We start from the raw sequence: 22,027 nt of genomic DNA, 5'->3' as shown, positions 1-22,027 counted from the left end.
ACTGCTGACAGCGGAGGAGGCTACAGCTAATCTGACGGATAGTCAGCTACGGGGCGGCTACGGCGTTCCGGTTCGACGACGGGAGGGCACGAGATGCGCGGCGACGAGGAATGGTCCACCGTCCCGAACCTGGTACGGGCGGCGGCGAAACGGTACGGCGACCGGGAGGCGGTCGTCGAGGGCCGTACCCGGATCACGTACACGGAACTCGGCGAACGCGTGGAGCGGGCCGCCGCCGCGTGCATGGCCTCGGGCGTGGAGCCGGGGGACCGGGTCGCGGTCTGGGCGCCCAACACGCTCGACTGGATCGTCTCCGCGCTGGGCGCGGTGACGGCGGGCGCGGTCCTGGTCCCGCTCAACACCCGCTTCAAGGGCACGGAGGCGGCGTACGTCCTGGAGCGCAGCCGCGCGAAGCTGCTCTTCGTCACGGGCACCTTCCTCGGTACGTCGTACGTGGCGTCCCTGCGCCGGTCCGAGGCCGAACTCCCGCACCTGGAACGAATAGTGGTGCTGGCCGACACCGCGCCCGAGGCCGAGGACTACGTGACCTGGAAGGACTTCCTGGCGGCGGGCGAGGAGATCTCCGCCGAGCAGGTACGTTCACGGGCCGACGCCGTCCCCGCCTCGGCCCCCTCCGACATCATCTACACCTCGGGCACGACGGGCAGTCCCAAGGGCGCGGTCATCAGCCACGCCCAGACGCTGCGCTGCTATGCGATCTGGAGCGATCTGGCGGGTCTGCGCGAGGGCGACCGCTATCTGATCGTGAACCCGTTCTTCCACACCTTCGGCTACAAGGCGGGCATCATCGCGTGCCTGATGCGGGGCGCGACGATGGTCCCGCAGCCGGTCTTCAACGTGGACACGGTCCTCGCGAACATCGCGGCCGAGCGCATCTCGGTGCTGCCCGGCCCGCCCACGCTCCACCAGTCCCTGCTGGACCACCCGGCCCGTTCCTCCCACGACCTCTCGGCCCTGCGCCTGGTCGTGACGGGGGCGGCGGTGGTCCCTCTCCAGCTGGTCGAACGGCTCCGCACGGAACTGAACATCGGCACGGTCCTGACCGCGTACGGCCTCTCCGAGGCGAGCGGCATCGTCACGATGTGCCGCCGCGGCGACCCGGCGGAGGTCATCGCCTCCACCTCGGGCCGGGCGATCCCCGGCACGGAACTCCGCGTCCTGGCCGCCCCCGGCACCCCCGGCGAGATCCTGGTCCGCGGCTTCAACGTCATGAGCGGCTACTTCGAGGACCCCGGGACGACGGCCGCCACGATCACCTCGGACGGCTGGCTGCACACCGGTGACGTGGGGATCCTCGACGAGGAGGGCAACCTCCGGATCACGGACCGGATCAAGGACATGTTCATCGTCGGCGGCTTCAACGCCTACCCCGCGGAGATCGAACAGCTCCTGGGCCTGCACCCGGACGTGGCGGACGTGGCGGTGATCGGCGTCCCCGACCCCCGCCTGGGCGAGGTCGGCAAGGCGTACGCGGTGCGCCGGCCGGGCGCGACGGTGACGGCGGACGACCTGATCGCCTGGTCGCGGCGGGAGATGGCGAACTACAAGGTGCCGAGGGCGGTGGAGTTCGTCAGCGAGCTCCCGCGCAATGCGAGCGGCAAGGTGGTGAAGGGGGAGCTGCGGGGGCGGGGCGGGCACGCCTGAGGGCCGTAACGGGACGGCAGGGGGAAGCAGTGCGGTGCGGGGGGTGAGCACGGAGGCGGGGCCGAGCCGTCCGGCTCGGCCCCGCCTCCGGCGCGCGGCGATTCAGCTGGCGTGCGCGTCCTGCGGGGTGATCACGGTCGCATGGGTGTTGTCGGTGGTGTCTCCGGTGGCGTGTGTGTCCGCCATGGCGGTGCCCGCCGAACCGAGGCCGAGGGCCACGGCGAACGCGGCGGCGATGAGCGTCTTCTTCGTACGGGTCATTCCAACTCCTGTGATGGGAGCAAGCCTTCGGACGTGACATGACGCTAGTGACAGAGGGGGATGGGGGCACCCCTCTGGCGGGAAGTAATCGAACGTTGACGTGATCGCGTCGAACGGACTCGGACATGCAGCGGCCGCGACGGCTCCCCCTCCGCGCCGCCGCGGCCGTTCCCCGTGCAGGTTGGACTAGTTGGGCCTCGGCACCGAGGCGTGGCTGTCGAGGGTGGTGATCTCCTCGCCCGAGGCGTGGCTGTCCTGGACGGTGAGCTCTTCGCCGGAGGCGTGACTGTCCAGCGGCTTGATGGCGCCGCCCGAGGCGTGGCTGTCCTGGACGGTGAGCTCTTCGCCGGAGGCGTGACTGTCCAGCGGCTTGACGACAGGCTTCTTGGCGTCGCTCATGGTGGTCAACTCCCGTGAATCATGTGGTGTTACAGGTAGGCAATGCCCGTCCGGAGGTTCCCCCGTGGATCGCCGGACGGGCATTGCTGGGCCGTTCACCATAATGGGGCGGCCTCTTCGTCGATCCGTCTGCCCCCCGACGCGACGGTTCGATGGACGTAAGAGTGCAGCCCGCCGATAAACGAACGATGAACGCCGTGAAGGCGCAGCTCTCACGCAGCGGTGGCCGGTGACAGGAGTCCCCGGACCTCGCCGGCCTCGACCGATCCCAGTTGCTCGTAGATGGCCAGGGCCTCGGCCCAGCACGCCCTGGCCCGGTCCGACTGTTCCAACTGGACCAGAGCCTTGCCGAGCACCGTGAGGACGGTGCCGCGGCGCCATTCGCCTCCGATGCCGCGCAAGGCGATTGCCTGTTCCGCGTGAGCTGCCGACATGGTGTAGCGCCCGGCCGTGAGGTGGACCTCCGCCAGCCGGAAGTGGGTGACGCCCTCCCACAGGGGCTGACGATTCTCGTGAAAGATCCCGAGCGCTTGCGTCAACTGCTCCAGCGCCTCGGCCAGCCGATTGGCCTTGGCGAGTGCGAGCCCAAGGGCGTAGCGGCCGTTTGCCAGCCGCAGAGCAAGGCCCAGGCGGTCGTAGATTTCGATGCCCTGCTCGGCGAGGGCAACTGCGCTGTCCGTTCTGAAGAGCGCCAGGTGGATCCTGGAGAGGTTGCACAGAGCGCTTGCTTCTCCAGGCCTGTTGCCATCGGCACGGAATGCCTCGATGGCCTTCTGAAGGTAGGCCTCACCCTCCGCGTGCTGGTTGCGGTAGATCGCGAGAATGCCCCGTTCGTTGGGAGCGTTGCCGCTTGTCCAGGGGTCGTCCGCGGAAATGCCGAGCACCATGGCCCGATGCGCCTCGCTGTCGGCCTGCTCGAACCGGCCGGCCGTGCTGTACACCTGGGTGAGCGTCGTGCGGGCCCGTCCCTCTGCGCGGGCGTCCCCGGTGGACATGGCCGCATCACGCAGCGCGAGAGCCGCGGTCTCGTACCGGCGAGCGTTCGCCCCTGACTCTGCGAGGTCCTTGACGGCCATGAGCAGGTCCACTGCTCGGCGCAGGGTCTGTGGTCCCAGGCTCTGCAACACGCAAGCAAGCAGGCAGTCCGCCTCTGCATAGAGCCAGTCGAGTGCGCGTGGACGATCTTCGAACGTGAGACCCGGGTGCCGGCTGGGTTCGAGGTGATCGACTGTGCGATCCCCCGGCCGCTCCAGCGCGTACACCCCCGCCGCCGTGGCCAGATAGAAGTCCAGCAGCCGTGACAGCGCCGACTCCCGCTCCTCCGGCGCCTCCTCGTCCCGCTCCGCGCACGCACGCGCGTAGAGGCGCACCAGGTCGTGGTACCGGTAGCGGCCCGGGGCCGCCGACTCCACGAGGGACGTGTCGACCAGGGCCTCCAGGAGGTCCTCCGCCGTGTGCACCTCCAGGTTCAGCAGGGCCGCCGCTGCCGCCAGGGAGATGTCCGGGCCGTCCGCGAGGCCCAGGAGGCGGAAGGCGCGGGCCTGGGGCGGTTCCAGCTGGCCGTAGCCGAGTTCGAAGGTGGCCTTCACCGCGAGGTCGCCCGCCTGGAGCTCGTCCAGCCGGCGGCGTTCGTCCGCGAGCTTCGCCGCGAGGACGGAGACCGTCCAGGTGCGGCGGGCCGCCAGGCGGGAGGCCGCGATGCGGATGGCGAGGGGGAGGAAGCCGCAGGCGGCCACCACGTCGAGGGCCGCGTCGCGCTCGGAGTTGATGCGCTCCTCGCCCACGATCCGGGTGAAGAGCTGGAGCGCCTCCTCGGGCGACATCACGTCCAGGTCCACCAGGTGCGCGCCCGCCAGGTCGACCATCCGGACCCGGCTGGTGACCAGGGCCGCGCAGCCCGCCGTGCCCGGGAGCAGGGGGCGGATCTGGGCCGCGTCGTGGGCGTTGTCCAGGAGGACGAGGATGCGGCGGCCGTCGAGCGTGGAGCGGTAGAGCGCGGCGCGCTCGTCCAGGGAGTCGGGGATCGCCGAGTCCGCCGTGCCGAGCGCCCGCAGGAACGCGCCGAGCACCGTCTCCGGCTCGGCGGTGCGGGCGCCCGCGCCCTGGAGGTCGACGTAGAGCTGGCCGTCGGGGAAGTGCCGGCGGGCCTGGTGGGCGACGTGTACGGCGAGGGTCGTCTTCCCGACGCCGCCGATGCCCGCGAGGGCGGAGACGGCCATGACCGAGCCCTCCGCGGTGGCCAGGCGGTCGCCCAGTTCCCGGACGAAGGAGGAGCGGCCGGTGAAGTCCGGGACCGTGGCCGGGAGCTGCGCGGGGCGGAGCGGTGCGGCGGCCGGGGCGGGTTCGTCGGCCGGGCGGGCCAGTTCCTCGTCGGCCCGCAGGATCCGCTGCTGGAGCGCGGCGAGTTCGGGGCGCGGGTCGACGCCCAGTTCCTCGGCGAGCAGCCGGCGGGTGTCGGCGTAGACGGCGAGGGCCTCCGCCTGGCGGCCGCTGCGGTACAGGGCCACCATCAGGAGTTCGCGCAGCCGTTCGCGCAGCGGGTGCGCGGCGGTGAGCGCGGTCAGTTCGGAGACCGCCTCGGCGTGGCAGCCGACCTCCAGGTCCAGGTCGAGACGGGTCTCGGTGAGCTGGAGCCGCCACTCCTCCAGCCGGGAGCGCTGGTACTCCGCGTACGGGCCGGGCACGGAGGCCAGCGCCTCGCCGTCCCACAGGCCGAGCGCCTCGTTCAGCAGGGTGCGGGCCCGGCAGCGGTCGCCCGATGCCCGGGCCTTCTCCGCCTCGGCCGCCCGGTCCTGGGCCACGGTCAGGTCGAGCGCCTCGGGCCCGATCCGCATCGCGTACCCGCCGGAATCGCTGGCCAGCGTCGACGGGCCCAGGGTCTTGCGCAGGCGCGAGGCGTACGTGCGTACCGCGGCCAGGGCCTGGGAGGGCGGGTCCTCGCCCCAGATGCCGTCGATCAGCTCCGCGGCCGTCGCGGTGCGGCCGCCCCTGAGCAGCAGAGCCGTCAGCAGGGCACGCTGCTGCGGTGAGCCGGAGGGCAGCGTCTCCTCGCCCCGCCGGGCCCGTACGGGGCCGAGCAGGCAAAAGCGCAGCCCGGCCTCCTCCACTGCCGCCCGTTCCGAGCCGCGTTGCTCCGGAACGCGTACCCGTGGCCCGTCGTCACGGCCCATTGCTGTCTCCTTGTCCCGCTCTGTGCGCTGCCCGGCACCTGGCATATATCCGGATTCACCTGGACCATCCGGATTGCTCCATACCGTTGGTATCGCCGTCAACAGTCTGCCTTGTGAACGGGGCGCGCGTCAGCAGTGGATGACTCTCTGCACAAGCCCTCGACAACGATTGTGGAACGGGGCCCCGTCCCGGCGCCCGTGCGGAGTTTCGGACGGTCCCGACTAGCTGACGGTTCGTCAGATCAGCGCTACCTTGGTACGCATGGAGACCTTCCCGAAGATCATCTCGGTGGACGACCACACGGTGGAGCCCGCTCATGTCTGGCGGGACCGGCTCCCGTCCAAGTACGCGGACTCCGGGCCGCGCATCGTCCGGGCGCCGCTCAAGGAAATGACGTTCATGGGCGGCAAGTTCGCGCCCGTGATGGGTGCGAAGGGGGACGACGGGCCGATCGGCGACTGGTGGGTGTACGAGGACCTGCACCGCCCGCTCACCCGGCTCGACACCGCCGTCGGCTACGACCGGGACGAGATCAAACTCGAAGTCATCACGTACGAACAGATGCGCCCCGGGTCGTTCTCGGTGCCCGAGCGGCTCGCCGACATGGACGTCAACCACGTCCAGTCCGCCCTCTGCTTCCCGACCTTCCCCCGCTTCTGCGGCCAGACCTTCACCGAGGCCAAGGACCGCGAACTCGGACTGCTCGGGGTGCGGGCGTACAACGACTGGATGGTCGAGGAGTGGTGCGGGCCCGACGCGCACGGCCGGCTCATCCCGCTCACCCTGGTCCCGCTCTGGGACGCCCGGCTGGCCGCCGACGAGGTCCGCCGCAACGCCGCGCGCGGGGTGCGTGCCGTGGCGTTCTCCGAGATACCGCCGCATCTCGGGCTGCCGTCCATCCACACGGACGACTGGGACCCGTTCCTCCGTGCCTGCGACGAGACGGGGACGGTGATCGCCATGCACATCGGCTCGTCCTCGAAGATGCCGTCCACCTCCGCCGACGCCCCGCCGGCCGTCGGCTCCACCATCACCTTCGCCAACTGCTGCTTCTCGATGGTCGACTGGCTGATGAGCGGCAAGTTCGAACGCTTCCCGAACCTGCGGATCATGTACGCGGAGGGCCAGATCGGCTGGATCCCCTACATCCTGGAACGCGCCGACGTCGTCTGGGAGGAGAACCGCGCCTGGGGCGGAGTGGCCGACAAGGTCCACCGGCCGCCGTCGGAGCTGTTCGCCGACCATGTCTACGGCTGCTTCTTCGACGACGCGTTCGGGCTGAGGAACCTGGACGCGATCGGGGTGGGGAACGTCCTCTACGAGACGGACTACCCGCACTCCGACTCGACCTGGCCCAAGTCCCGTGAGGTCGGCGAGGCGCAGATGGGGCACCTGGACGCCGACGTCGTGGACCGCATCGTGCGCCGCAACGCGATCGACCTGCTCGGGCTGACCGACGACGGCCTGTGGGCGGGGCCCGGCACCGGGGCGTGAGACGGGCGCAGGCGTGAGGGCGTGAACGGGGGAGGGGCCGGGGCCGGACCGTGCGCGGTCCTGCCCCGGCCCCTCCCCGGCCGTCAGGCCCGCGCCACCGGCTCCTGGAGCTCCGTCACCCACTTCTCCCGGTCATCGGGGCACTCCAGGCTGATCTCCCGCGCGTACCCCGTCGAGCGGTAGCCGCTCGCGTCGATCCCCCGGGCCAGCGCCTGCGACGTCGGCAGGATCGCGTCCATCGAGCCCCGGTGCACGATGGTCGCCGCCTCGAACGGCGGCAGCTCGACCACCGCGACCCCGGTGTCACCCAGTGGCCCGACCGGGGCCGAGACCGTCACCCCGGCATGGACGACGATCGCGCCGCCGCCCTCCGGAGCGTCCTCGTACCGGGCGATACCCGGGCCCGTGGGACGTACCCCGGCCTCGTCCAGCAGCGGGAACAGCCGCTCGTACAGCGGGCTGATCACCGGCGTGATGTCCTCCGGCCCGTACCCCGCGGCCACGGCGGTCAGCTCCGCGACCCGTACCGCCGGCACGTTCTTGATCACGACATCGTCAACGGACATGTGTCCCTCGCTCTCGATCGACCGGAGCCTCGCCTCGACCTGTGCCAGCCGGGCCGCCGCCGCGGCCATCGCGGCCTCCAGCTCCACGCGTCGCAGCCGCAGCATTCCGCGCAGCTCCTCCGGGCCCACCTCCTCGTCGAGGACGGCCCGCACCTGCTGGAGCGTGAAGCCGAGATCCTTGAGGGCGATGATCCGGTTGAGCCGGGCGAGCTGGGCGGCACCGTAGTAGCGGTAGCCGTTGGCCGGGTCGGTACGGTCGGGGTGCAGCAGTCCCACCGCGTCGTAGTGACGCAGCATGCGGACCGACACCCGTCCGTACCTGGCGAAATCTCCGATGGTGAACATGATGTCTCCCAGTGCACGGCCTCACACGGTGTCAGGGTCAAGCGTCGCAGTTGCCACCGGCGGATGTGGTCCAGGTCACGGGAACCGCGGGCCCGCTGCGGACAGGACCTGATGTGGAGCATTCCCTGAGAGCCCGGATACGGGCAGGAGACCCGGACGCGTTCGGCGGCCTCTTCGACGACTGCGCGCAGACGGTGTTCCGGTACGCGGTCCGCTCGACCGGCGACTGGGCCGGCGCCGAGGACGTGGTGTCGCTGACCTTCCTGGAGGCGTGGCGGCTGCGCGGGACGCTGCGGGAGTCGGACGAGGAGCTGAAGCCCTGGCTGCTCGGCATCGCGACCAACGTCCTGCGCAACACCCGCCGCGCCGCCCGGAGACACGAGGCCGCACTGACCCGGATGCCGGCCCGGCCCGCCGTGCCGGACTTCGCCGACGAACTGGTCGGCCGCATACATGACGCGGAACAGCTCGCGGCCGCGCAGGCCGCGCTCCGGCGGCTGCGGCCCAAGGAGCGGGAGGTCTTCCTGCTCTGCGTCTGGGACGGCCTGGACTACCGGGACGCCGCGCGGGCCCTGGGGGTCCCCGTCGGCACCGTCCGCTCGCGGCTCTCCCGGGCCCGGAAGCGGCTGAGGGACCTCACCGATGACGAGATCAAGAAGTTCGAGAAAACCGTAGGAAACATGGAACTACCCGGATCAGCCGGACAGTACCGGAGTGACCGCACCACCGCGGTCCGGTCGAACGAATGGGAGGGGAACCGATGAGTGCCGACGCCGGGAAGGTTGCACGGGAGCTCCGGGCACGACTGCCCGAACCGCACGGACCGGTCCTGCCGGGCGACCGCCAACGGCTGCTCAAGGAGTACGTGATGAACGAGATCCACCAGGCCCGGGTCCAGGACGGGGCGGCACAGGAGGCGAAGGCGCCGACGGGCGCGCGCGGGCGCCGTCTGCGCGGCTGGTACGCGGTGCCCGTCGGCATGGTCGCCGCCGGGGCGCTGGCCTTCACCTTCCTGGCCGGTCCCGGGCAGGACGGCGGCGACACCGGGTACCACCTCAGTGCCGCGCCGGTGGTGAAGGTCGAGGTCGCCTCGGCCGACGGGGTCGGAGCCCTGATGGAGAACGTCGCCCAGCACGCCGCGCAGGGCCCGGACGCTCGCGTGGGCCTGAACCAGTTCGTGTACGTGCGCTCGCACTACTCCAACATGCAGGCGAAGGCCGGCGAGCCCTTCCAGCTGAAGACGTACTACCGGGAGTCCTGGACGTCCCAGAACCCCGACAAGGTACAGAGCCGGCTCAAGCAGCCGGGCGACGACATCATCTGGTCGGACTCGGACGACGAGGGGCTGCGCCGGTACAACCGCAACCACACCTACGCGGCGCTGCGGGACCTGCCCACCGGGACGGACGCACTGCTGAAGAAGCTGCGGGCGGACGCCGCGTACTCCGGCTCCTCCGACCAGAACCTCTTCGACTACGTGGGCGGCCTCATCGGTGAGTCGATCCTGCCGCCGGAGACGGGTGCGGCGATCTACCGTGCCGCGGCGAAGATCCCCGGCGTCGTCGTGGTCGAGAAGGCGCAGGACGGCGACGGCCGGCCCGGGGTCGCGCTGGCCCGGACGGACGAGCGGACGCAAGAGCGCAAGGAGCTGGTGTTCGACGCCAACAGCTACGACTATCTCGGGCTGCGCGCCTATCTCGTCAAGAACACCGAACTGGGCAGGAAGGGCACCGTCACCGAAATGCAGGCCGTGCTCGACCGCGGTGTCGTGAACAGCCGCGACGAGACGCCGAAGAAGTAGCCCGGAAGGAAGAGGGCGCAGCCCGGGGAAGAAGAGGCGGCCGGGGAAAGAGGAAGCGGCCCGGGAGGAAACGGAGCGGCATACGGGCAGGAGCCCCGCTCCTCCGCCGAGGCGGAGGAGCGGGGCTCCTTGGGTACTGCGTTACCGGCCGCGATCGGCCGACCCGGGCAACTAGGCCGGGGTGACGTTCTCAGCCTGCGGACCCTTGGGTCCCTGAGTGACGTCGAAGTTCACGACCTGGTTCTCCTCGAGGGAGCGGAACCCGGACGCGTTGATCGCGGAGTAGTGGACGAAGACATCCGGGCCGCCGCCGTCCTGGGCGATGAAGCCGAAGCCCTTTTCAGCGTTGAACCACTTGACGGTTCCGGTAGCCATAAGCCCTCCTTGGGCCAAAGGGTTGCCCTGCTCCAGAACCTGCAAAGAAGTCTGAAAACTACAAAAGCCTGCGGGTTACATGCTCCGCAGGCTCTGTACTGCAAGGGAAACCAAACTGCAACTTGGCGTTGAGCCTAGCACGCAGCCTGTGGGGAACGGTAGAGGGAAAGATCACTTCACCCGGATGTTTGGCAGCCGTGCGGATGAGCGCTCGGGATGGTCCTTCCGGGTGACTCCCGGACGCTTCCCGAGGGGGCCTTCGGTGCCGCTTCGGTGACCCTTCCCGAGGGGCCTTCGGTGCCGCTTTGGTGACCCTTCCCGAGGAGCCTTCGGCGTCCCTTCGGCGACCATTCCCGGACCGCCGGAAGAGCGGCCGCCACGACGCGGCGCGCCCCCGGTGAGGCCGTCCGCGGGACGCGGGTCTAGCCTCGCGATGTGGACAATTCAACCGTCTCAACCGTCGCAGGCGACGACCGTCGCAGCAGGCCGCGCGTCGGCCACATCCAGTTCCTCAACTGCCTTCCCCTCTACTGGGGACTCGCACGCACCGGAACCCTGCTCGATCTGGAGCTCTCGAAGGACACCCCGGAGAAGCTCAGCGAGCAGCTGATCAGAGGCGACCTGGACATCGGTCCCGTCACCCTCGTGGAGTTCCTGCGCAACGCCGATGACCTGGTCGCCTTCCCCGACATCGCGGTCGGGTGCGACGGGCCCGTCATGTCGTGCGTGATCGTGTCGCAGCGCCCCCTGGAGGACCTCGACCGCGCCCGGGTGGCCCTCGGCTCGACCTCCCGCACCTCCGTGAGGCTGGCGCAGCTGCTGCTCGCCGAACGGTTCGGCGTCACGCCCGACTACTACACCTGTCCGCCCGACCTCGGCGTGATGATGCAGGAGGCGGACGCCGCCGTCCTGATCGGTGACGCCGCGCTGCGCGCCAATCTGCACGACGCTCCCCGGCTCGGGCTCCAGGTCCACGACCTGGGCGCGATGTGGAAGGAATGGACGGGGCTGCCGTTCGTCTTCGCCGTCTGGGCCGCGCGCAAGGACTACCTGGCGGCCGAACCGCTTGCGGTGAAGAAGGTGCACGAGGCGTTCCTGGCCTCGCGGGACGTGTCCCTGGAGGAGGTCGCCAAGGTCGCCGAACAGGCGGCGCGCTGGGAGGCCTTCGACGCGGAGGTCCTGGAGCGCTACTTCACGACCCTCGACTTCCGCTTCGGACCCGCCCAGCTGGCCGGGGTCACCGAGTTCGCCCGCCGGACCGGACCGACCACGGGCTTCCCCGCGGACGTGCACGTGGAACTGCTCGACGGCTGACCGCTGACGGCTGCCGTGCGGATGTGCGGATACGGATATCGATTCGGGTGAATTCGCGTTGAATGGCCGATTGTCGGGAGGTCTCGGGAGTATGGCAGGAGTGCGTCCCCGAGCCCTTCCGTAATCGAACCGGGGAACGGCACATTCACGCCTTTTGTTGTGGTGAATGGCGTCGTTCGTTCCCTTGGGGGCGAAATCGGCGGATGGTTTGCCCTGTGACCCGATGACCTTCGCCCCTAGGCTTCGGTCGGAGGTCCGGCCGGTCCACAAGGGGAGTCCTCATATGCAGCCGCTCGAAGCCGGCGAACCGCTGAGCATCGGTGCCTACCGGCTGCTCGGCCGACTCGGGGCCGGCGGCATGGGCCGGGTGTATCTGGGGCGCAGCGCGGGTGGCCGGACCGTCGCGGTCAAGGTCGTCCACCCGCACTTCGCGCTCGACGAACAGTTCCGCGCCCGGTTCCGACTGGAGGTGGACGCGGCGCGGCGGATCGGCGGGCAGTGGACCGCCCCCGTCCTGGACGCCGACCCGGACGCCCCCGTTCCATGGGTGGCCCACGGCTACGTGGCCGGGCCCCCGCTCTCGGAGGCCGTCACCGAGCACGGGCCGCTGCCCGAGCAGGCCGTACGCACCCTGGGCGCCGGGCTCGCCGAGGCGCTGGCCGCCGTCCACGGGCAGGGCCTGATCCACCGGGACGTGAAGCCGTCCAACGTGCTGCTCGCCCTCGACGGTCCCCGGCTGATCGACTTCGGTATCGCCCGGGCCATCGATGCCACCGCCTCGCTCACCTCCACCGGCGTCTCGGTCGGCTCGCCCGGCTACATGTCGCCGGAGCAGATCCGCGGGCTGGACATCTCGGGCGCGGCCGACGTCTTCTCGCTGGGCGCCGTGCTGGCGTACGCGGCGACCGGGTCCGCCCCGTTCCTCGGCGACTCCTCCGCCGTACTCCTCTACAAGGTGGTGCACGAGGAGCCCGAACTGGGTGAGCTGGAGGGCGGGCTGCGGGATGTCATCGCCTCCTGCCTGGCGAAGGACGCGGCCGGCCGGCCCACCCCGGCGGAGCTCGCCCGGCAGTTGGTGCCCGGTGGCGCGGCGGCCGCGGTGGCGGCGGGCTGGCTGCCCGGACCGCTGGTGCGCGAGGTCAGCCGGTCGGCGGTCGCGCTGCTCGACCTGGAACCGCAGGAGGCGCCGTTGCAGTCGGGGCCGGTGCCGTTCACCCACGCGTCGTTCGGGTTCAGCGGGGGCGCCGCCCCCGGTGTGTTCGGCCCCCCGGTCGAACCACCCGCCACAGCAGGCCCGTCCTCCACGGCCGGCCCGTACCCCGCGCCCGGTCCGAACGCGTCGCCGTACGCGCCCGCGGCCGGGACGGGCGGGGTGCCCGGGCCGCGCACCCCCGATCCCCGGTTCAGCGTGGGCGTGAGCACCGAGTCCGGGCCGGGGGAGCGCGGCGGACGGAGGCTGAGCTGCACCGTCGCCCTCGCGGTGGCCGGAGCGCTCGCCGCGGTGACCGTGGGCAGCGCCTTCCTCTTCGACCTGATGCCGGGCGGCAGCGGCTCCAACACCGCCGAGCACGGGGACACCGGCTCGGCCCCGGCCGCCACGCCCACCGGCGAGGAACCCACGCCCGCACCCTCGGCGTCCGCCACCGGCGGCGCCCGGCAGGTCACCGAGGTCCCCCACGGGTTCATCGGCACCTGGAAGGGGCCGATCACCGAGAAGACGAGCGGCCAGCCGCACGGCACGCTCACCGCGGTGTTCGTGGAAGGGAAGAAGGGGGCCGACGTCGTCACGATGAACACGACGCTCGCCACGCTCGGCATCGAGGTCAGCTGCAACAGCCGCGCCTCCCTCACCTCCGGCACCGAAAAGGAACTGACGCTGCGGGAACGCGCCGACCCGGAACGTCCCAGCACCGCGGGCCTGTGCACGAGCACCGTCGCCGACGTCCACTTCACCCTCGCGGCCGACGGCACCCTGAGGTTCCGGTCGGACGAGCGGGGCGCCGGACTTCCGTACGGCACGCTGACCAGGTCCGGCCAATGACCCGGAGCAGGGCTGGCGTACGCTGAACCGGTCCGTAGATCCGTTGAAAAACCGCCGAAAGGTGACAGCCCGGTGACCGAGAAGGCCGACCTCCAGCCCATCCTCGACCGAGCCGCCGAAGGCGGCCGGATCACTCCGGCGGAGGCCCTCGACCTCTACCGGTCGGCGCCCCTGCACGCGCTGGGCGCGGCCGCGGACGCCGTGCGCCGGCGGCGGTACGCCGGTACGGAGCACATCGCGACGTACATCATCGAGCGCAACATCAACTACACGAACGTGTGCGTCACGGCGTGCAAGTTCTGCGCCTTCTACGCCGCGCCGAAGGACACCGCCAAGGGCTGGTCCCGCGACCTCGACGACATCCTGCGCCGCTGCGCGGAGACGGTCGAGCTCGGCGGCACGCAGATCATGTTCCAGGGCGGACACCACCCGGACTACGGCGTGGAGTACTACGAGGAGCACTTCTCCGCGATCAAGAAGGCGTTCCCGCAGCTGGTCATCCACTCGCTGGGTGCCTCCGAGATCGAGCACATGGCCCGGATCTCCAAGGTCTCCGCCGAGGAGGCCATCAGCCGCATCCACGCCGCCGGCCTCGACTCCTTCGCCGGGGCCGGTGCCGAACTGCTGCCGGCCCGGCCGCGTACCGCGATCGCCCCGCTCAAGGAGTCCGGCGAGCGCTGGCTGGAGATCATGGAGATCGCCCACGGCCTCGGCGTCGAGTCGACCTCCACCATGCTGATGGGCACCGGCGAGACGAACGCCGAGCGCATCGAGCACCTGAGCATGATCCGCGACGTGCAGGACCGCACCGGTGGTTTCCGGGCGTTCATCCCGTACACGTACCAGCCGGAGAACAACAAGCTGAAGGGGCAGACGCAGGCCACCCTCTTCGAGTACCTGCGGATGATCGCCATCGCCCGGATCTTCCTGGACAACGTCGCCCACATCCAGGGCTCCTGGCTCACCACCGGCAAGGAGGTCGGCCAGCTGTCGCTGCACTACGGCGCGGACGACCTCGGCTCGATCATGCTGGAGGAGAACGTCGTCTCCTCCGCCGGTGCCAAGCACCGCTCCAACCGCCTGGAGATCATCGACCTGATCCGCAAGGCGGACCGGGTTCCGGCCCAGCGCGCCACCACGTACGAGCACCTCGTCGTCCACGACGACCCGGCGAACGACCCGGTCGACGAGCGCGTCGTCTCGCACATCTCGTCCACCGCGATCGAGGGCGGCACGGCCCACCCCGAGCTCAAGCTCCTCAACGCCAACTAGGGCCTTCCGCCTTGCTGACGATCCACGCCGCCGCCCTGCTCCTGCCGGGCGGCGGCCGTGCACCCGTGCCCGGCGGCGCGGTCGCCGTGCGGGACGGGGTGATCGCGGCCTTCGGACCGTACGGGGAACTGGCCGCCGTCCACCCCGCCGCCCGGGTCCGGCGCTGGCCCGGCGTCCTGACCCCGGGTCTCCTGCAACCGGGCGCGGTCCGGCTGCTGGAGGAGTCGTACTTCCCCGATCCGCGTGAGGCGGACACCCTGGGCACGGAGCCGCTGACCGGCGGGGCACTGGACGCGCTCGGCCCCGACGACAGCCGGCGGGCCGGCAGCGTGCGGCGCGGGCTGCACCGGATGCTCCGCCACGGCACGACCGCGGCGACGGCCGCCCCCACCGCACCGCCCGCCCTGATCACGGCCATGCGCCGGTCCGGGCTGCTGGTCACCGGCGCTCCGGAGCACCCCGGCGCCGTGCCGCGGCTCGATCCGCTGGCCGGGGCCGCGGCGGTGGCCGACGCGACGGCGGCGCCGCTCGCCGTCGGGGAACGGGCCGATCTCGCGGCCTTCGACGTGCCGGACGAGGCCGCGCTGCTGGCGGCGGGCGCGGCGAGCTGCGTGGCGACGGTGGCGGCGGGGCGGCTGGTGTACCGGGGCCGGTAGGGCCGGACGGGCGCTTCCCGGTGCGGCTCACGGCACCGAGGGACCGCCCAGGTACTTTCCTTCGGCGCTGTACGGCCAGGCGTTGGCGACACAGCCCTTGAGGCCGTCGATCTGCTGCATCATCGCGGGCGCGGGACGGCCCTTGCCCGGGCAGGTCTCGTGGCCGTGGCCGAGCCAGTGGCCGACCTCGTGGTTGACGATCAGGGCACGGTAGTCGGCGAGCGGACCGTCGAACTCGGGCGAACCCGTCTCCCAGCGCTTGAGGTTCACCATGACGTCGGTCCCGACCCGGCAGTTGACCTCGCCGTGGGTGTCGAGGCCGCCCTTCCCGCAGATGCGGTCGGTGGTCTCCGGGGTGGCGATCCGGATGACCAGGCCCGCCGGTCCCTCGGCGACCTGCCGGAAGGAACGCTCGCCGTGGTGCGACCAGCCGCGCGGCGCGGCCAGGACGCGGGCGACCTCGGCGGCGGCCACGTCCGCGTCCAGGCCGGAGCCCTTCTCCACCTCGACCCGGTAGGCGTCGCCCGTGGCGGTCTCCTTGACGCCTGCGCGGGCGACCGTGAACGTGGCGGACGCGGAGGAGGTGCTCGGATCGTGACCGCCGCCCCACCGGATGCCCACGACGGCCACCGCCACCAGCACCACCGGCACGGCGGCCTTGGTGAACAGCCGGTTCCGGCCGCGTTCCCGCCGCCCTCTCCGGCTCACATCCCCTGCGGACATCCGCGCCCCTCCCCAGTCCTCTGCGGTTTGCCTTCCCCGCTATAAGGACCGGCGCCGGAGCCGATTGGTTCAGTCCACACACATATCGTTCGCTCCGGGCGCGGGCCCGGACGGGCGTCACCGTACCGAAGGACCGCCGAGGTACTGCCCCTGGGCGTCGTAGGGCCAGGCGTTGGAGACGCACCCCTTGAGGCCGTAGATCTGCTGCATCATCGCGGGCGCGGGCCGTCCTTCGCCGGGGCAGGTCTCGTGGCCGCGGCCGAGCCAGTGGCCGACCTCGTGGTTGACGATCAGGGCCCGGTACTCGGCGAGCGGACCGTGGAACTCGGGCGAACCGGTCTGCCAGCGCTTGAGGTTCACCATCACCACCTCGTTCAGCCGGCAGTTGACCTCGCCGTGCGTGTTCATGTCGCCCGTCGCGCAGATGCGGTCGGTGGTCGCCGCGGTGGCGATCCGGATGACCAGCCCGGCAGGCCCGCCCGCCACCTGGTGGAACGAGTGCGCCCCGCCGTGTGCCCAGCCGCGCGGCGCCGCCAGGACGTCGGCGATCTGCCGGGCCGCCGTGTCCGGGTCCACGCCGGAACCGTCCTCGACCTCGACCCGGTAGGCGTTCCCGCCGCCGGACCCGGCGCCCGCGCGGGCGACCGTGAACGTGCCCGGGCCGGACGCCGGGATACGGGGAGGCGCGGCGGTGGCGGAGGGCGAAGGAGACGTGGCGGCCGCCCTCGGCTTCGGCTTCTCCTCCGGGCTCGCGGCGGGGGAGGAGGACGTGCGGGCGGGTTCCGGGGCCGGGGCGTCCGGGGACTCCGGAGCGGCCGCCCCGGCCGACGGGCCGTCCGCGCCCGCCCACCGGGGAGCGGCGATCACGGCGGCGCCGATCAGCGCCGCCGGGACGAGGACCGCGGCCAGGACCCGTATCCGGCGGCGGCGCCGGCGCTCCCGCCGGGTGCCCCGCCGGTCTCCCCGGCCCCGGGGCTGTGCCGGCCGCCTGGGTGTCTCAACCGCCACGAACCGTGCGCTCCTTGTCCTCCATCGGATGCGCGTCCGCGTACTTCACCAGCTCCAGGAACCCGGGGTCCTCGGCGACGGCGATCAGTTGCGTCGCGGAGACCGGCGCCGACACCATCGAGGAGTCGTCACCGCCGACCGAGAGACGGACGTTGCTGCCGCCGTAACCGAAGTGGAGGTCGACGCTGTTGACGGTCTTCGACTCCTTCGCGTCTCCCGCCGCCGTGACGACGCGGACCACGATGCCGTTGGGCAGCGTCACGGACCGGCACCGGAGCCCCTTCGACGGGATGTCCCGGCACGGCGCGTCGGCAGGGCCCTCGCCGGGCCCGGCCTTGGGACGTACGGAGAAGACGATGGGGAACGTGTTGCCGTCCTGCCCGCCCTGGTACCGGTGGACGGCCAGATCGACCGGCCGGACCGGGCCGAGCTTCTGGGGAAACAACTCGTCGAGCAGCACCGCGGCCTGTTGCTGGAACTCCTCCCGCCGGGCCCGTTCGGCCGGGGGCAGGTCGGCCATGCTCGACTCGCCGGGGGTCGGTTCGACGTGCACGGGTGTGGCGGAGGGCCGGGGGGTGCCGGTCGTGGTGGGCGACGGCGTGACCGTCGTGGTCCGCGAGGCCGCCGACCAGGTCTGCGCCGCCTCCGTACCGCCTCCGGACCCCCACATCGGGAGCACCGCGCCGAACACGCCCAGGGCCACCACGCCGGTCACCCCCGCCCCGACGGCGGCACGCGCGCGGTTGCGGCGCCTGCGGCCCCGGACCAGGGCGACGGGCACCAGATCGGGCAGGGCCGGGGCGCCCTCGGCGGCCTGCTCCATGGCCGCTCTGATCAGCAGGTCATCGGCCTCGGGGCGGGGTCCCCGGCCGGGGGAGCGGTCGGTGAACATGTCCATGACGGTCTCCTCAGCTTCGAGTGGTGTAGATGTGCGCGTCGCCCAGACGGGAGCGCAGGGTGGCGAGCGAGCGCGAGCACTGGCTCTTCACGGTGGACGGGCTGCAGCGCAGCAGCTCGGCGACCGTCTCCACGCTCAGGTCCTCCCAGTACCGCAGGACGACCATGGCCCGGGCGCGGGCCGGCAGTTCGGCGAGCGCGGCCAGCAGCGTGAGGGTCAGCTCGGGGCCGACCTCGGGCGCGGGCGCGGCGATCGGCGTATGGGCAAGGAAGTCCCGCAGCCGGCGCCGGCGCTCGGCGATGTAGGTACGGGTCAGCACGGTGCGGGCGTACGCGTCCGGATGGTCGGCCGCGCTCGCACGGCGCCAGTGCTGGAACAGCTTCGCCAGCGTCGTCTGGGTCAGATCACGGGCGGCGTCCGCGTCGCCGCACAGCAGGTACGCGGTGCGGTAGAGCCGGCGCTGACTCGCGCGGGCGAATTCCTCGAAGCCAGTGGCGTCCGGTCTGTGTCCGGCTGGCATCCGGCCTCCTCTGCGGTCTGTCGGTGGTCACTACGCCTCTTACTGAGTGCCGACGGGCCGGAAAGGTTGAAGCCCGATCGGAATCGATGCCGAACGCGGGGAGAGGGTGGAGCGGCAGGCGTCCCGGACCGAGCCGGCCCGGGCGCCGCGCCGCTGCCCGGGGCCGCGCAGTTCCCGGGCAGCGGGCCCGGCCCGTCGCCGTGCGGCCGGGCTGCTTGAATGGGTGGGTGACCCGAGCCTCCCTGGACAAGCAGCCGCACGAAGTCGCCTCGATGTTCGATGACGTGGCGGCGAACTACGACCTCACCAACGACGTGCTCTCGCTCGGCCAGGCCAGGCTGTGGCGCAAGGAGGTCGCTGCCGCGGTGCACGCCCGGCCCGCGGAGAAGGTCCTCGACCTGGCCGCCGGGACGGCGACGTCCTCGCTGCCGTTCGCCGCGACCGGCGCGTACGTCGTGCCGTGCGACTTCTCCATCGGCATGCTGCGCGAGGGCAAGAAGCGGCACTCCTGGCTGCCGTTCACCGCGGGCGACGCCACGAAGCTGCCGTTCCGCGACGAGACGTTCGACGCGGTGACGATCTCCTTCGGGCTGCGCAACGTCCAGGACACCGACGCGGCGCTCCGCGAGCTTTACCGGGTGACCAAGCCGGGCGGCCGGGTGGTCATCTGCGAGTTCTCCCAGCCGGTCTGGACGCCGTTCCGGACCGTCTACACCGAGTACCTGATGCGGGCACTGCCCCCGGTCGCGCGTGCCGTGTCGTCCAACCCCGACGCGTACGTCTACCTCGCCGAGTCGATCCGCGCCTGGCCCGACCAGGCCGGGCTGGCGTCCAGGCTCCAGCAGGCCGGCTGGTCGAAGGTCGCCTGGCGCAACCTCACCGGCGGCATCGTCGCGCTGCACCGGGGCGTACGCGCCTGACCGGCGTCCGGGGCGCGTCCGGCGGGGGCGGGTGCGGCGCGAAGTCCGGTGCCGAGGGCCCGTGTTGACCGGAACGCAGTTGACGGGAACCGGGTGACGTGGAAGATGTGTCCGTTGATACGGCACGCGTCCTTCCCGTTCCCCTGTGTCACCGTTCCGGCCGTCCCCGTCTCCCCGTTGCGGAGTCCTCATGCCGTCGTACTGTCCCTTCTGCGGATCCCCGGCACCTGACGAGGCGCGCTTCTGCATGAAGTGCGGGCGGGAACGCCCACAGGCGCCCGCGTCGCCTCCGCAGGCCCCCGCAGCCCTCCCGGCGGCACCGGCCGCGCCCCCGCCGCCCGGTGCGCCGCCCACCGGCGCCGTCCCGTTCGCTCCGGCGGCGGGACCGCCCCCGCCCGGGTACGCCCCGATGCCGGCGGTCCCGGCGGTTCCTTCACCGCTCGGCGCCTTCTTCGGACGGGTGTTCCGGGGCGACTGGGCGGGCTCGGTGAAGGCCGCCGCCTGGCCCACCGGGCTGATCGTGGCCCTCGCGGTGGCACTCTCCATTCCCACGTACGGCCAGGGCGACGACGTCGTCGTCGGCTGGAGCGACCGGCTGCGGATCGCGCTCGCGATGCTGCTCCAGGCGTTCGGCGGCGGCTTCGAGCTGAGTGCGGCCGTGCCCGGCCGTCCGAACGGCTCCGACTACGACACCGGTTACGGCTCCGACTACGGATCCGGCGGGTCGGACTTCGGTTCGGACTTCGGCAGCCTGGACCCGGGCGCCCAGGGCAGCTACACGCTCGCCGTCGTCCCGCTCACCGTCACCGTGCTGTGGATCGGCGCACTCCTCCTCGGCGCCAGGGCGGCCCGCAGACAGGGCGGCGGTCTCGAAGCGGCGGTACGGATCAGCCTCGTGGCCACTGCCGCCGTCCTGGTCCTCGGGCTCTTCGCGCAGCCCGTGATCGAGGACGTCTCGGTCTCGTCGTCCCCGGTCCTCGCCGCGCTCGGCGCGCTCGTGATGGCGCTGCTGGTCACCGGTGGCGTCCTGCAACGCGACGCGGCGGCCCAGTGGCTGGCGCAGCGCCCGGGGACGCTGACCCTGGTCCGGGCGGCCGGCACGGCGGTCCGCGCGCTCGGCATCGTGCTGCTGCTGTGCTCGCTGATCGGCATCGTCACGTACGCCACCGCGGACGACGTCGACGGCGAAGCCCTGCTGGTCGCCCTGCCGTTGCTGCCCAACATCGGACTGCACGTGCTCGGCGTGAGCTGGGGCGCGCACTTCGAGTACGACCTGCGGGGGCAGGCCGACCTGTTCGGCTCGGGTATGGAGCACGGCGGCTTCGGGCTGTCCGGCCTGGAGGACGCGCTCGGCGGCTGGGCGGTGGCCGGAGCACTGGCCACCGGCGTGGTCTGCGCGCTCACGATCGGGCTGCTCGCCGCGCGCCGCTCGGCGGGACGGGGCGAACAAGCCACCGCGGGCGGCCTGTTCCTCCTGCTCGTCCTGGTACTGGCCGCGCTGGGCGGAGTGTCGGCGGAGTTCTCCGGCAGCGTCGACGACATGGACGGCCGGGGCACCGTGGAGTTCGCCCTGAGCGTGTCGGAAGTGCTGCTGTTCGGCCTGTTGTGGGTGGGCGGCGCGGTGCTCGTCGCCCCGTACCTGCTGCGGCTGACGGGGCTCGCGGGGGCGGCGCCCGCGGCGTACCCGCCGGCTCCGGGGCCGTACGGTCCCCACGCCCCGTACGCGCCGCAGCCCGCGACCGCGCCCGCCTCCGAGCCGCCCGGCCGAGGGCGGACCGTCGCCGTCTGGTGTGCGACGCTCGCCGCCGCGCTGCTCGTCGGCGGCGGGGCGACCGCCGGTGTCCTGGCCCTGATGGACCGTGACAGCGGCGGCGACGACAAGCCCGCCCCGGTCCGCAGCAGTGAGCCCGCCACGGAACAGTCCGGCACCGACTCGTCCACCGGCCAGGTCACCGTCCCCGCCGCCCCGGACGCCCCACGTCAACGGCCGGCCGTTCACGTCACCGTCGCAGCTCCAGCCGGAAGCACCGCGCCTCCTGGCCCTCGCGCGGCGTCGTGAAGCTCTCCGCCTCCGCCATGCCCAGCCGCCGGGCCACCGCGATCGACCGCTCGTTGAGCGCGTCGATCGTCGCCACCACCCGCTCCACCCCGGCCGCGCGCAGCCGCTCCAGAGTGATGCGCGCGGCCGCGGTCGCATAGCCGCGGCCCCAGGCCGGGCGGGCCAGCCGCCAGCCGATCTCGATCTCGCCCACGGGTCCGTACGCGCTGTGCGGCCACGGCTGCGCACCCGTGAAGCCGAGCACCTCGCCGTTCCCGTCGAGCACGGTCCACAGGCAGAAGCCCAGCTCCGCGTCGTGTCTGCGCTGGCGGGCCGTCCACTCCTCGTACATGGACAGTTCGGACGCCCGGCCGCCGAAGAACGCCATGACCTCCGGGTCGTCGAAGACGCGGTGCCAGGCCACCGCGTCCTCGTCGGTCGGGACACGCAGCTGTACGACGGGGAGCACGGGAGGCGCGAGCGACATCGGGGAGCCCTTCGGAGGGTGGGACAACAGGCCCCCATAGACTGCACGGGACATGTGCCGCGCGGCACGCGAT

At 72.0% G+C, this 22,027-nt stretch carries 20 protein-coding genes; 10 read left to right on the top strand and 10 right to left on the bottom strand.

The annotated features are described in order from the left end of the window. The first annotated feature begins 93 nt into the window (after positions 1-93). The gene (locus tag ACIQMX_RS04825; RefSeq protein ID WP_363071326.1) at positions 94-1,665 is read left to right on the top strand and encodes a FadD3 family acyl-CoA ligase; all 1,572 of its coding nucleotides are present in this window, start codon (positions 94-96) and stop codon (positions 1,663-1,665) included. 102 nt (positions 1,666-1,767) lie between these two features. Here the strand turns inward: ACIQMX_RS04825 and ACIQMX_RS04820 are convergent, their stop codons facing one another. From ACIQMX_RS04820 to ACIQMX_RS04810, 3 genes are all read right to left on the bottom strand, one after another. Then, positions 1,768-1,926: a hypothetical protein gene (locus ACIQMX_RS04820; RefSeq protein WP_363071328.1), complete on the bottom strand. Its 159-nt coding sequence runs from the start codon at positions 1,924-1,926 to the stop codon at positions 1,768-1,770. A 186-nt stretch (positions 1,927-2,112) separates the two neighbouring features. Further along, positions 2,113-2,325, bottom strand: a complete 213-nt coding sequence (locus tag ACIQMX_RS04815) for a hypothetical protein (protein ID WP_362544241.1) — start codon at positions 2,323-2,325, stop codon at positions 2,113-2,115. A gap of 212 nt (positions 2,326-2,537) precedes the next feature. Continuing rightward, positions 2,538-5,495, bottom strand: coding sequence for a BTAD domain-containing putative transcriptional regulator (locus tag ACIQMX_RS04810; protein WP_402474931.1), 2,958 nt, complete (start codon positions 5,493-5,495; stop codon positions 2,538-2,540). A 262-nt stretch (positions 5,496-5,757) separates the two neighbouring features. On the opposite strand from ACIQMX_RS04810, the gene ACIQMX_RS04805 reads away from it, so the two are divergent. Beyond that, on the top strand, positions 5,758-6,990 hold the full coding sequence (locus tag ACIQMX_RS04805) for an amidohydrolase family protein (protein WP_402474928.1): 1,233 nt from the start codon (positions 5,758-5,760) through the stop codon (positions 6,988-6,990). A gap of 83 nt (positions 6,991-7,073) precedes the next feature. Here the strand turns inward: ACIQMX_RS04805 and ACIQMX_RS04800 are convergent, their stop codons facing one another. Continuing rightward, on the bottom strand, positions 7,074-7,901 hold the full coding sequence (locus ACIQMX_RS04800; RefSeq protein WP_363071334.1) for a MerR family transcriptional regulator: 828 nt from the start codon (positions 7,899-7,901) through the stop codon (positions 7,074-7,076). A 113-nt stretch (positions 7,902-8,014) separates the two neighbouring features. Between ACIQMX_RS04800 and ACIQMX_RS04795 the strand changes: the two genes are divergently transcribed. Together ACIQMX_RS04795 and ACIQMX_RS04790 are read left to right on the top strand one after the other, a co-directional pair. Beyond that, positions 8,015-8,665, top strand: a complete 651-nt coding sequence (locus ACIQMX_RS04795; RefSeq protein WP_363071336.1) for an RNA polymerase sigma factor — start codon at positions 8,015-8,017, stop codon at positions 8,663-8,665. Continuing rightward, on the top strand, positions 8,662-9,702 hold the full coding sequence (locus tag ACIQMX_RS04790) for a CU044_5270 family protein (RefSeq protein WP_363071338.1): 1,041 nt from the start codon (positions 8,662-8,664) through the stop codon (positions 9,700-9,702). The genes ACIQMX_RS04795 and ACIQMX_RS04790 overlap by 4 nt, the downstream gene beginning before the upstream one ends. Positions 9,703-9,873: 171 nt before the next feature. Here the strand turns inward: ACIQMX_RS04790 and ACIQMX_RS04785 are convergent, their stop codons facing one another. Then, the gene (locus ACIQMX_RS04785) at positions 9,874-10,077 is read right to left on the bottom strand and encodes a cold-shock protein (protein WP_003967102.1); all 204 of its coding nucleotides are present in this window, start codon (positions 10,075-10,077) and stop codon (positions 9,874-9,876) included. 435 nt (positions 10,078-10,512) lie between these two features. Here ACIQMX_RS04785 and ACIQMX_RS04780 point away from each other — a divergent pair, with 435 nt between their 5' ends. From ACIQMX_RS04780 to ACIQMX_RS04765, 4 genes are all read left to right on the top strand, one after another. After that, positions 10,513-11,391: a menaquinone biosynthesis protein gene (locus ACIQMX_RS04780; protein ID WP_363071340.1), complete on the top strand. Its 879-nt coding sequence runs from the start codon at positions 10,513-10,515 to the stop codon at positions 11,389-11,391. 283 nt (positions 11,392-11,674) lie between these two features. Continuing rightward, positions 11,675-13,432, top strand: coding sequence for a protein kinase (locus tag ACIQMX_RS04775; RefSeq protein WP_402474922.1), 1,758 nt, complete (start codon positions 11,675-11,677; stop codon positions 13,430-13,432). A 72-nt stretch (positions 13,433-13,504) separates the two neighbouring features. Then, complete coding sequence (gene mqnC / locus ACIQMX_RS04770; protein ID WP_148020145.1) at positions 13,505-14,704, top strand: cyclic dehypoxanthinyl futalosine synthase; 1,200 nt, start codon at positions 13,505-13,507, stop codon at positions 14,702-14,704. 11 nt (positions 14,705-14,715) lie between these two features. Beyond that, a complete protein-coding gene (locus ACIQMX_RS04765) occupies positions 14,716-15,360 on the top strand; it encodes an imidazolonepropionase-like domain-containing protein (RefSeq protein ID WP_363071344.1) in 645 nt (214 codons plus the stop codon). Between the two features lie 27 nt (positions 15,361-15,387). Here ACIQMX_RS04765 and ACIQMX_RS04760 read toward each other — a convergent pair whose 3' ends face one another. From ACIQMX_RS04760 to ACIQMX_RS04745, 4 genes are all read right to left on the bottom strand, one after another. Further along, on the bottom strand, positions 15,388-16,083 hold the full coding sequence (locus ACIQMX_RS04760; RefSeq protein WP_402474919.1) for a DUF3152 domain-containing protein: 696 nt from the start codon (positions 16,081-16,083) through the stop codon (positions 15,388-15,390). A gap of 117 nt (positions 16,084-16,200) precedes the next feature. Further along, entirely contained in the window at positions 16,201-17,091 is an 891-nt protein-coding gene (locus tag ACIQMX_RS04755) for a DUF3152 domain-containing protein (protein WP_363071348.1), read from the bottom strand. Next, the gene (locus ACIQMX_RS04750) at positions 17,081-17,989 is read right to left on the bottom strand and encodes a hypothetical protein (protein ID WP_402474917.1); all 909 of its coding nucleotides are present in this window, start codon (positions 17,987-17,989) and stop codon (positions 17,081-17,083) included. The genes ACIQMX_RS04755 and ACIQMX_RS04750 overlap by 11 nt, the downstream gene beginning before the upstream one ends. 10 nt (positions 17,990-17,999) lie before the next feature. Further along, complete coding sequence (locus ACIQMX_RS04745; RefSeq protein WP_402474915.1) at positions 18,000-18,509, bottom strand: SigE family RNA polymerase sigma factor; 510 nt, start codon at positions 18,507-18,509, stop codon at positions 18,000-18,002. A 227-nt stretch (positions 18,510-18,736) separates the two neighbouring features. On the opposite strand from ACIQMX_RS04745, the gene ACIQMX_RS04740 reads away from it, so the two are divergent. After that, positions 18,737-19,429, top strand: a complete 693-nt coding sequence (locus ACIQMX_RS04740; protein ID WP_363071354.1) for a demethylmenaquinone methyltransferase — start codon at positions 18,737-18,739, stop codon at positions 19,427-19,429. A 190-nt stretch (positions 19,430-19,619) separates the two neighbouring features. Then, positions 19,620-21,488: a zinc-ribbon domain-containing protein gene (locus ACIQMX_RS04735; RefSeq protein ID WP_402474913.1), complete on the top strand. Its 1,869-nt coding sequence runs from the start codon at positions 19,620-19,622 to the stop codon at positions 21,486-21,488. Here the strand turns inward: ACIQMX_RS04735 and ACIQMX_RS04730 are convergent. Further along, positions 21,430-21,954 (bottom strand): GNAT family N-acetyltransferase, encoded by a 525-nt coding sequence (locus ACIQMX_RS04730; RefSeq protein WP_363071358.1) that lies wholly within the window; start codon positions 21,952-21,954, stop codon positions 21,430-21,432. The genes ACIQMX_RS04735 and ACIQMX_RS04730 overlap by 59 nt on opposite strands. Positions 21,955-22,027 lie beyond the last annotated feature (73 nt).

It is taken from the genome of Streptomyces sp. NPDC091416 (assembly GCF_044756845.1).
Classification (GTDB): domain Bacteria; phylum Actinomycetota; class Actinomycetes; order Streptomycetales; family Streptomycetaceae; genus Streptomyces.
This window is presented reverse-complemented; position numbering and strand designations above follow the sequence as displayed.